This window comes from Mesotoga infera (genome assembly GCA_011045915.1).
Taxonomy (GTDB): domain Bacteria; phylum Thermotogota; class Thermotogae; order Petrotogales; family Kosmotogaceae; genus Mesotoga; species Mesotoga infera_D.
Genome location: DSBT01000026.1, coordinates 1 through 9,911 on the forward strand (window position 1 = coordinate 1; position 9,911 = coordinate 9,911).

Genomic DNA, 9,911 nt, shown 5'->3' on the forward strand with positions numbered 1-9,911 from the left:
ATGGAAGAAGAAAATGTGAAGAAAGAGAGCGGACTCTCTCAGGTCTTTCTAGGTTTGATAGTTATTGCGCTTGGGTTGGTGATAATTTTTGTGCCGGCAGTTCTGTCGAATTTCTGGCTTTTGTTCATCTGGCTCCCAGGTATTATTATGGAATACAACGCTTTTAAGAAGCGTATTAACGGCCTTCTTGTTCCCGGTGGAATTCTTCTGGTCGTTGCCCTTGCGCTCACTCTTGGAGTTGTCTTTCCCGATTTCTACTCTCTAGGAGGTTGGGGGCTCTTCGTTCTCGCTCCCGCCTTTGGGCTGCTGCAGCTCTATCTTGCGGATGGAAGAAAGAATTTCGGTTTGTTGATTCCGATTGCGATATTGACTGCCGTGGGAGTGATCGCCCTGATTCCCTCATCGCTTTCCCAGTGGACAATGATAGTAGTAGGTGCGGTTCTTATCGCCTTTGGTTTGCTCGTTCTTTTCAGAAGGAAATAGTCATACATCTCGGCCCATTTGGTAGAAATCGAAATAATTATCGTTAACTCTCATGAATTTCTTGAGTTTTCCCTCGATTTCGAAGCCCGTTTTTCTGTAGAGAGCTATTGCCCGATCGTTATCGGTGCGGACTTTCAGACCGATCCTCGTAATCCCGTTATTTTCAGCATGTTTAGTTGCAACCTTCAATGAGCTCTCTTCCAATTCTCATTCCCCAGTACTTCTTTGATACGGAAAGAGCTATCTCTGCCCAGTGGTATACTCTTTTTCTCGAGCCGCCCTGCATCGTGATTAGGCCTACAATGCTCTGATCGCACTCGGCAACAGCCATCAGGCAGTTGTTCCTCTCCTTGAACGAACTTATGATATGTCTCTGATCCTCGCCGCTCATGGTGAACTCGCCTCTTCCAAAACTGAGGAAATCTGACTCGGCTGCTATTGAATTTATGTATTCGATTATTCTCTCCGAGTCTCCAATATCCGCTCTGTAGAAACGACAAGAGTTGCCGTTCTTGAGAGTAATTTCTCTCAGAAAGCTCTCAGAATGGGAGTTTTCCATCTTCGCCTTCTTTAGGTGTCTCTTGAGGTTCCTCGGGGACCTCTTCTCCTTCAATAGAGTTCAGAAAACTCGAGTACTGTTGGTCAAGCTCCTCTTTTTCCCTTTTTAGGGTGATCAAACGAAGTCGTGCGGCTGTAAGCAGCTGAATCGCTTTCTGGTAAGCTTTAAGCGCTACTTCAACATCGATTTGTGAGTTACCACGGAAATACTCGTCAATCGCCCTTATGTATCCAAGAAGTTTTTTGAAGTCCATCGAGTTTATCTGATCTTCTTTCAGTTTAAGAATTGATTCCAGAGTCTTTTCATCCATGTCATACCTCCGATTTCACTTCATCTATAGTAGCTTTTGCTTCACCATCTTTGAAAATGCAGTCCACTTCATCTCCAGGCGAGACTATCGTAATACTGTTAATGATTCTATCGGCTTTCTTCAGGACCACACCACCAAATAGAAGTGACGCAGCATATCCCCCATGCAATGTGAGTTCGTTGAAGAGGTTGTCGAGGTCGTTACCCGCCTCGCTGATTTTGTCATCGAACATTCTGAGTATTCCCTTGTCGAGAAGCTCAACCTGTCCATTTGCGTTCATTAGATGTCTGTCGATCTGATTTCTCAATGTTGCGTCGTCTAGCTGGCTTTCACTGTATTGGAGACTTCTTTGGATGGCCGCCTCTGCCCTATTCATCAGGCCATCGGCAAGAGCAGATATTTCGTTCATCGCGCGCTCGATCGAGAGAAGATATCTGCTGGGATTGAAGGACCCAAGTTCGTTCACTGCCTTAGCGATCCTGTGAAGAATGGTTCCTGACAAAGCCCTTATTCCATCTTCAAAGAAATGCTCGGTTCGATTAATGTTGTCCTCTATCCTGTCCGACATAATCCCAAGCCTTTCGGGATCGGTCTCGCTCCAGGCTCTTTGGAATAACCAGTTTATCTCTTCGCCCAGAAGATCTGCGAATTCTTCCAAAGAGGATACATATTCGATGACTTGCTCACTTATTCCTCTAGCTACCGCCGTCGGGGTGTCGAATCTCTTCCATGCGACAAAGTCCGGAATCGTGAAGTCTCTTTCGTGACCGATAGCGCTGAGCACAGGGCAGTACTGCTTGCTAAAGTCCGAAATAGCGATTCCCAGATCGAGGCTATCGAAGTACATCAAGTCGCTCGCAGAGCCGCCGCCTCTTGTCAGAACAACCACATCGTATTTGACCGGACAGGATGCGATCTTCTTTAAAGCGGAGAGGATTCCGGGGACTGTTCGGTTTCCCTGCATATATGATTCAAAAAGATGAACAACGGGTTTGTAAGGAGATTCAAGAGAAATATTCGAGAAGAAGTCACCGAGTCCCGCAGCAGTCGAAGACGATATCACGGCAATTCTCTTTATCGGGGGCAACTCGATGAGTTCGTGCTCTTCTGTTCTCAAAGCGTTCCGCACTTTTAGAGCGGTATAGATCTCCCTTCTTCGTGCGGTAATATCCGACTCGCCGATCGGAGCGATCGTGTCTACCCAGATAGAGAAGCTTGCGCGGGGTTTGTAGAAACTGAGAGAGCCTTCGAAAAGCCACTTCTTTCCTTTCAAATCTGATGAACTCTTAAGAGCCAGCTGTCTTCCCATCCTTGCAAAGGCAGGCTTTCCAGAGATCATGCTCAGGTCTATTCGTCTTTTCGTACCGCGTTCTTCATAATCTTGAGAAACGCTAATATATACATAGCTTCCCCGAACATTTATGTTTGTCACATCAGCCGGAAACTTAACTCGCAGGTTATTCAAACCTACGCTGGTCAAAACCGATCTGATGTGTTCAAGCATGTTTTCAAGGTCTTTGAACTCAAGCGTCGCTTCTTCCATTAAGCACCCCTTTGAATCGATACTACATTACATTATAGAAGAAGAGGACGCCTCGTGCGTCCTCCGAATAAACATTATTCGTAGTTACTCTTACCTTGCTGTGTATCCTCCATCTACCATTAGTGATTCTCCATGAACAAAAGAAGCTTCTTCGCCCGACAAAAACAGAACTGCGTTTGTCACTTCTCTTGGGTCTCCAAGCCTGCCTACTGGATGCATGGAAACAAGCATCTCATACATCTCAGTACCCTCTTTCATGCCAGCGTTCTCAAGCAGCGGTGTCTTAATGAAAGCGGGGTTCACAGCATTGATCCTGATATTCTTGCTCGCGTACTCCAGAGCCGCGGCTTTCGTCAATCCAACCACGGCATGCTTTGCGGCTACATAGGCAGAAGCATTATTGAAGCCTACTTTGCCTAGAATGGAAGAGTTATTCACAATTGCTCCACCGCCTTGTTTGAGCATTTGCTGGATCTCGTACTTCATTGCGTAGAATACACCGAGCAAATTTATCGAGATAACCCTTTCCCAATCTTCAAGGGGATATTCCGAAAGTGGAAAAGAAGGTCCTCCTATTCCCGCATTATTAAAGGCAATATCTAGCCTTCCGAATTCTTCGACAATCGAGTCAATCACTTTCTCTGTCTCTTGAGAACTTGAGACATCATGTTTCATGAATCGGGCGTTTCCTCCAGCTTTCTTTATCTCTAGCGCGAGCTCTCTGCCCTTTTCTTCATCAACGTCCGAAATGATTACACTTGCTCCTTCCTCAGCAAATGCTCTTGCACTATCGGCTCCGATTCCTGAACTTCCTCCTGTTATTAAAACAACTTTTCCATCGAATCTTTTCATAATTTCCCTCCTTTTATCACGTTGATACCCGAGAGTATCGATCGGCTATGTTCATTATATCGCAATTAGCCGCCAGGAAGAATGAGAATAGAGTGTCCTTCCAGGACGAAAAGAGAGATGCTGAATGGATTTCAGACGGGGGGTCTCGAGTCTAGGGTCGCGGGTTTGGAGAACAGAAGCGGATGACCCATTTGCGGTTCTCGGGGTTACTGAGCTCGACATCCCGGGCTTGATCCGGGATCTGCTTTTGATCTTCTCGAGGACGTTGACGGTCAACGTTGTCTTTGTCAGCGATCAGCGGGCCCTTGTTATTGAGCCTGCAGCGGATATTCTGGAGCGAGTCTGCTAACGCATTGTGACCTGAGCTGCTCTTGGCCGGCCTCACTCGTTAGCATGGGATCGTTTGTGGAGATTAAGCTGAGATAAATCAGAAAGTTGTGCAAGATCAGAATTGCTTCTAGGAAGTCTGGCAAAAGAAAAGGGACTGAACTGTTGGTGAGTTCAGTCCCGAATGGTTCTCTATTTCTGAAGGATACAGTTCAGACTTTCGCCATCAGATCATTGTATTTCCAGCCACCCGTCCTCGACCTCGAAGAGAGCTACCAAATTGACGACTGCCACATCACTCGGAGACAAGGTGAACTTGCGTTCAACTTCCCTTGTGCTGCCATCGGGAAGCATTTCAACTGCAGTGATTTTGTGCCAGGGTCCCGGCGTATATGCGACCTTTCTCTTACCCTTTTTCACTTCCTCGAGATCCACGTTGTCGACAACGACCTTTATTGTGTTTTCGGATTTGTATTCGACACCGTCTATAACTATGTCTTTGTTATCGACGAATATTTGGTGCTCCTTGCCCAATACATAGAGACCGAAGCCAAGAGCTACCAGAACTACCACAAGGGCGATTCTAATCACGTTTCTTTTCATACAATCACCCTCCCGTCCCATCTTCAATTGCCGCCTTGATCGCAGCTTTTGCCTGTCTTCTTTCAGTCTCTTTCTCCACCTGTCTTCTCCAGGCGTAAAGAGCCAGTGAGATTGCGATTATTCCGTATGATACGAAGACCCGGAAGTACTCACCAATCTGAGCCTGACCTAGCAGTTCTTTCCCAGCTCTTGGAGCTACAATGAAAGTGAGATGGAAGAGAGTGATCCCGATGAAGACGTTCGGAATGGTTGCTTTGGCAACGGAAGCGCCTCCAATTAGGAGGGCGGCGATTGCAAAGGTTCCGACCTGATCATGTGAGTTGTAGGTATTAATAGTTCCTATGTTTTGAAGAAAAATGATCTGACCGAAACAGGCGAGTACTGTGGAGATGATTATCGAGAGCGTTCTTGTTCGGTCGACGTTTATGCCTGCAGTTGCTGCCACTTGCATATCCTGACCAACGGCCCTCATGTCTTGCCCGAGTTTTGTTCTTGTGAACCAGAAGACAAAGATACATAGAGCAGCAATAATCGAAAAGACTCCCAGTGGAATCGAAACACCGCTGATCTCTATCGACCACATATTATCGAGTACTTTTCTGACGCTTAGGAGGTCAAGGGCATTTCTGACACCGTATCCTCGGGGAAGCAACAACTTGTTGCTAGAGATTGGAATAACGCTCCCCATACCGTATAGGATAGTGAACTGGTAGATTCCGTTTATGAAAAACCCGAGAATCATAGAAGTAACCATCTCTCTACCCTTTGCCCGGTTAAGAATTGTCCCAGCCAGAAGTCCGAGAAGTATGGCAATAGGAGTCCCGACGAGCATCGCAAGGACAATACCCGGGATTCCTACTACTCCCCAGTCAAGCATGAAAATTAGACCAATCTGACCTGCCATGGCGCCAAGAACTATTCCAAAATTCAGTCCCATACCGGCCATTACCGGTATGAGCAAAGATATGACAAGGAAGGAATTTCTTCCAAGCCTCGTAATGATTTCATTTAGGAGGTAATCACTTGAAAACCCCGACAACGGCACGGCGAATATCAGGAGAATTATGAAGAGTATCGGAACCGCATTGGATATTGCAAACCTCACCAATGGATTCTTTGCGCGTGTTAAGCTCTGATCTTTCATTTTCTCACCTTCATTTTTCTCGTCAAAGCGTAAACGATCATACCGTTGGAGACGATTATTCTTATTACCTCGGACATGTCACTCTTAATCAAGTTATTCATAACGGACGGAGTCATCGTAAGAATTCCCTGGAATAGGAATGCTCCTATGATGACATTGCCCATCGACGCTTTCGACACCGAAGCGCCTCCCAGCAAGAGGGCGGCCACGGCAGGAAAGGCCATTAGAAGAGGGGCCATGTAAAGCTGGATGAATCCAAAACTCTGCTCATAGACGAGAATTCCAACCGCAGCGATGACTGTTGATATCACAACCGAGAGGATTCTCATTCTATCGACGTTGACACCGGCAGCTTTTGCGTATACAGGGTTCGATCCGGCTGCTGTCATTGCAGTTCCAAGTTTCGTCTTAAAGAATGACCAGACGAGCAGCGCTATCAGAGCGAAGAAAAGAATCGTTCCGGTCGGGAGAAAGAAATTGCCGATTCGAACGCTGAGGAAATTGTTTAGGACCCCCAGCCAGTATCCTTCGACACTGATTGTTGTCCTCAGTCCCGAACCGCCATATCCCCAAATCATGTTTGGGCTCTTGTATGGCAAGAGAAGCCACATCATGCTCATGAAAGCGACTGAAGAGAATCCGACGTAAGTTGCGACGACCATCTCGTCGCCCTTTACTCTGTTCAAGAGCAATCCGTAGAAAAAACCAAGAATCGCGGCAAAGGGAATGGCTATTCCTATTGCCGTTAGAAATCCTGCAAGCCCGGTAACTCCGAGCTCAATACTGGTAACGGCTCCAATCAATCCCGCTATAACACCGAGCTGCATTCCAAAGTTCAGTCCACAACCGGACTGTACCATTGGAACTAGCGAAAGAACAAGAACAGAATTCATTGCAAACCTGACAATTGTATCGCTGATAGATGTCCCAATGCTTATGTTGACAAATGGAGCTATCGCGAACATGGAAAGCAGGAAGAGAGCAATTATTATTCTGGGCCAGCCGGCCTTTTCAATGAGCTTTCCAATACTCTCAAACACCTGACTTCACCTCTTCCTGTTCACCCAGCATCAGTAGACCGAAGTCGGCCGGATCAGCTGTAGGCGGAAGAATTCCAAATATCTTTCCTTCGTTTACAATGGCAATCCTATCGCAAATGGAACGGAGCTCTTCAAGCTCAGAAGATGTCATAATTATTGTCGTTCCGTGTTCTCTATTCTGCCTTCTGAGTGTCTCAAGGACCACGCTTTTTGCACCCACATCGATTCCTCTGGTGGGCTCGGAAACAAAAAGAAGATCAGGTTCGAGAACAAAGGCCTTTGCAAGACAGACCTTCTGTTGATTGCCGCCCGAAAGTTCTTTCGCCTCCTGCTTTTCGCTGACACATTTGATCTGCAGCGATTCGACATATTCTCTTGCAACTCTCGATATCTCTTTGTCGTCTCGCCACTTAACCAGTCCGCCAAGGAAATTCTTGATGAACCTTCCCTGGATCTGAATCGCAGTGAACACAATATTCAAGTCTATCGGTTCATCTAGAAGAAGGCCCACTCCCCTTCTGTCCTCAGAAACAAAAGCGATTCCTTTGCTCAAGACGCTGACCGGATTGTTGAGAGGGAGGATCTCGCCTTTATAGTGGACTTCGCCTTCCGCCGGGAAGAGACCCATCACTCCGTTCGCAATCCCGAGCTTTCCTTGACCTGCGAGGCCGCCAATTCCGAGAATCTCACCCTTGTGTACTTGAAGGTTGACACCGTTGACTTGTTCTCCAGGCATGTCCACCCATAGATCCTTTATGTCGAGAACAATTTCAGACTTTTCGTTGTCCTTTGAACGCACAGAACTGGCGTCTTTTATCTCTCTGCCGACCATCAGAGAAGCAACCTCTCTCGGAGTAGTCTTGGATGACTCCAGTTCACGAACTACCTGACCGTCTCTCAATACAATCAGCCTATCAGCTATTTCCAGAACCTCGCTAAGCCTGTGAGTTATGAAGATTATCGACAGGCCTCGGTCGGCGAGCTTTCTGGCAGCCTTCAACATAGTATCAGCTTCTGATTCAGTAAGAACTGCCGTAGGCTCGTCAAGAACCAGAAGCTTCGTCGACTTCCTGTCCATCTCTCTTGCAATTTCAGTGAACTGCCTGTGGCCAACCGGCATCTCGCTTACCAGCATGTTTGGATCAAGTTGGACCTCAAGCTTCTCGATTGCGGTTACAGCCCTCTTGTTCATCTCCACTCTATCGAGTGTGCGAAGTCTTTCTCCGAAGACTTCAACGAATACATTGTAATTGGTGGACTCTCTGTTCAGAAGAATGTTCTCCGTTGCAGTGAAACCCGGAATCAGAATGAACTCTTGATGTACCATTCCAATACCGGCTTCAATAGCTTCAAATGGACTCGCGAAATTTACTTCGGTATCTTCAAGGAATATCTTTCCTTGGAAGCCTCCCGTCTCGTGAATGACAGATAGTCCGAAGAGGATATTCATTAATGTGGACTTGCCCGCTCCGTTCTCACCAACAAGTCCGATTATTTCGCCTTTTCCAACTTTTATGGTCACATCTTTTAGAACCTGATTTCCAAAAAAGTCCTTGCTGATGTTCTCCATCCTCAGCAGATATTGCTTTTCGTCCATGACTTCACCCCAAATACCGAACGTTAGAAAGAGTCAAGAAAAGGGGGGTTGCCCCCCCTCTTGGCGTTATTCAGTTTAGAAATTCAGAAACTTCTCAGGAACCTCAATTTCAGTGATACCCATGTAACCTTTTCCAAATATGTAGGTGTCCTGATAGATCAAGAGGTAATTTTCCTGCTCAATTCCATCGGCATCGACGTAATAGCTTCCATTCCACGCCGCTCCAGGTGTGTATTCAGCAAAAGCCGCCATGATTGCATCAAAGTCGTCTACTTCACACTTGCCTTCAATGACATTCTTTGCATGTTCTGCAAGCGCTGCGGTTGTTGTATAACCAAGCGAGTAGGCCCATGTTCCCATTCTTCCAGCTCCACCCTTGTCAACAACGGCTTCTTCCACCTTGGCGAGAATTGCTGGCCAGTTGCCAGTTTCCTCTTCGGTAAAGGATACGCCGAGCGCGCCGGGATAGCCCATCAAAGGAGAAGGCAGATCGGCTTCGATGAAATAACCGCCAAGTTCTGCGACTCTCTTGAGAAGAGGTTCTGTGTGGGCATCGTTTGTACAGAAGAATGCAGTGTTTACTCCATACTCATCAAGCCAGGCGGGGACTTTCTCCAGAATGAACTGTTGTGCGCCGGCGATTCCAACGTCACTGACAGGGTCCGGAGAACCCATGTCTATGAACTCGAGACCGAGTTCTTCACAAGCGGCTCTCATGATGTCTCTTCTCTTTGAAAGAAGTTCGTAGGACATATGCCTTGGGAACGAGATGTGCATGAACTTCTCGGCGCCCAGCTGCTTGGCCGTGTAGATTATTAGGTATCCACGTGCCAGTGAGTCAGCGTTGACTGAAAGGTGAGCTGCATCGGCTAGCATTGGAGGATCTTCGTGAGGAAGACCTGCCAGGAGAATGATGTCCGGTCTTGTTTCCCTGATTCTTCTGAAGCTCTCGACTGTTCCAGGAATAGCCTGATTAACAATGATTGCCTTCATTAGAGGATCGTCTGCGAGACCGGTTATCTGTGCGATGACTGTCTCCTGCTCAGACATGAAGTTGTCAGGGTAGGTAAGATGTACGATCATCCCACCGGAAGCAGCATCTCCGTATTTCTTGATCAATGCTTCGGCGCCTCTGAGATCGTCTTCGGACTGCGATACAGTTCCTGTTACAACACCAATGTGGAAATCCGCAGCAAACATGAAAGCCGCGCTTACAAGAACTACCAGCAGAACTAATAGTGCTTTACGCATTCAAAAACCCCCTTTTATTAGGAATTGAGGCTGCCAGATAGGCATCCCTTAATCATTAATTTCTGGTTGACCGAAATAGAAGCCGGATAGTCCGGATATCGAAAAGGAAAAGCATAATGTTTAACGAGACTAGTTTATCACAATTCAGAGTCATTTATGTAATCACCCCGTTCTCCGCTATTCCTAATTCAAGCTGTTAAGA

Annotated in this window: 9 protein-coding genes and 1 pseudogene; 1 reads left to right on the forward strand and 9 read right to left on the reverse strand. The window is 46.8% G+C overall.

What is annotated here, in order from left to right; translation table 11 throughout:
• Complete coding sequence (locus ENN47_00820) at nucleotides 1–483, forward strand: hypothetical protein (GenBank protein HDP76734.1); 483 nt, start codon at nucleotides 1–3, stop codon at nucleotides 481–483.
• Here the strand turns inward: ENN47_00820 and ENN47_00825 are convergent.
• The 9 genes and pseudogenes from ENN47_00825 to ENN47_00865 all read right to left on the reverse strand — a co-directional run bounded on the left by ENN47_00825 (nucleotide 484) and on the right by ENN47_00865 (nucleotide 9,709).
• Nucleotides 484–1,042 (reverse strand): annotated as a pseudogene (locus ENN47_00825) (GNAT family N-acetyltransferase).
• Nucleotides 1,023–1,352 (reverse strand): hypothetical protein, encoded by a 330-nt coding sequence (locus tag ENN47_00830; GenBank protein HDP76735.1) that lies wholly within the window; start codon nucleotides 1,350–1,352, stop codon nucleotides 1,023–1,025. The pseudogene ENN47_00825 and the gene ENN47_00830 overlap by 20 nt, the downstream one beginning before the upstream one ends.
• A gap of 1 nt (nucleotide 1,353) precedes the next feature.
• A complete protein-coding gene (locus ENN47_00835) occupies nucleotides 1,354–2,895 on the reverse strand; it encodes an exonuclease VII large subunit (protein ID HDP76736.1) in 1,542 nt (513 codons plus the stop codon).
• A gap of 90 nt (nucleotides 2,896–2,985) precedes the next feature.
• Nucleotides 2,986–3,747 (reverse strand): glucose 1-dehydrogenase, encoded by a 762-nt coding sequence (locus ENN47_00840; GenBank protein HDP76737.1) that lies wholly within the window; start codon nucleotides 3,745–3,747, stop codon nucleotides 2,986–2,988.
• Nucleotides 3,748–4,305: 558 nt separating this feature from the next.
• Nucleotides 4,306–4,677 carry a hypothetical protein gene (locus ENN47_00845; GenBank protein HDP76738.1) on the reverse strand — a complete coding sequence of 124 codons (372 nt, stop codon included), beginning with the start codon at nucleotides 4,675–4,677 and terminating at the stop codon, nucleotides 4,306–4,308.
• Between the two features lie 4 nt (nucleotides 4,678–4,681).
• Nucleotides 4,682–5,821: an ABC transporter permease gene (locus ENN47_00850; protein HDP76739.1), complete on the reverse strand. Its 1,140-nt coding sequence runs from the start codon at nucleotides 5,819–5,821 to the stop codon at nucleotides 4,682–4,684.
• A complete protein-coding gene (locus ENN47_00855; GenBank protein HDP76740.1) occupies nucleotides 5,818–6,861 on the reverse strand; it encodes an ABC transporter permease in 1,044 nt (347 codons plus the stop codon). Before ENN47_00855 ends, ENN47_00850 begins: the two co-directional genes overlap by 4 nt.
• Nucleotides 6,854–8,458 carry a sugar ABC transporter ATP-binding protein gene (locus ENN47_00860; GenBank protein ID HDP76741.1) on the reverse strand — a complete coding sequence of 535 codons (1,605 nt, stop codon included), beginning with the start codon at nucleotides 8,456–8,458 and terminating at the stop codon, nucleotides 6,854–6,856. The genes ENN47_00855 and ENN47_00860 overlap by 8 nt, the downstream gene beginning before the upstream one ends.
• A 75-nt stretch (nucleotides 8,459–8,533) precedes the next feature.
• Entirely contained in the window at nucleotides 8,534–9,709 is a 1,176-nt protein-coding gene (locus tag ENN47_00865) for a DUF3798 domain-containing protein (GenBank protein HDP76742.1), read from the reverse strand.
• Between the last annotated feature and the right edge of the window lie 202 nt (nucleotides 9,710–9,911).

Bases quoted from the DNA above. Each gene is read 5' to 3' on its own strand.
- ENN47_00820 (HDP76734.1), top strand. From the start codon at position 1: ATGGAAGAAGAAAATGTGAAGAAAGAGAGCGGACTCTCTCAGGTCTTT.
- ENN47_00830 (HDP76735.1), bottom strand. From the start codon at position 1,352: ATGGATGAAAAGACTCTGGAATCAATTCTTAAACTGAAAGAAGATCAG.
- ENN47_00835 (HDP76736.1), bottom strand. From the start codon at position 2,895: ATGGAAGAAGCGACGCTTGAGTTCAAAGACCTTGAAAACATGCTTGAA.
- ENN47_00840 (HDP76737.1), bottom strand. From the start codon at position 3,747: ATGAAAAGATTCGATGGAAAAGTTGTTTTAATAACAGGAGGAAGTTCA.
- ENN47_00845 (HDP76738.1), bottom strand. From the start codon at position 4,677: ATGAAAAGAAACGTGATTAGAATCGCCCTTGTGGTAGTTCTGGTAGCT.
- ENN47_00850 (HDP76739.1), bottom strand. From the start codon at position 5,821: ATGAAAGATCAGAGCTTAACACGCGCAAAGAATCCATTGGTGAGGTTT.
- ENN47_00860 (HDP76741.1), bottom strand. From the start codon at position 8,458: ATGGACGAAAAGCAATATCTGCTGAGGATGGAGAACATCAGCAAGGAC.
- ENN47_00865 (HDP76742.1), bottom strand. From the start codon at position 9,709: ATGCGTAAAGCACTATTAGTTCTGCTGGTAGTTCTTGTAAGCGCGGCT.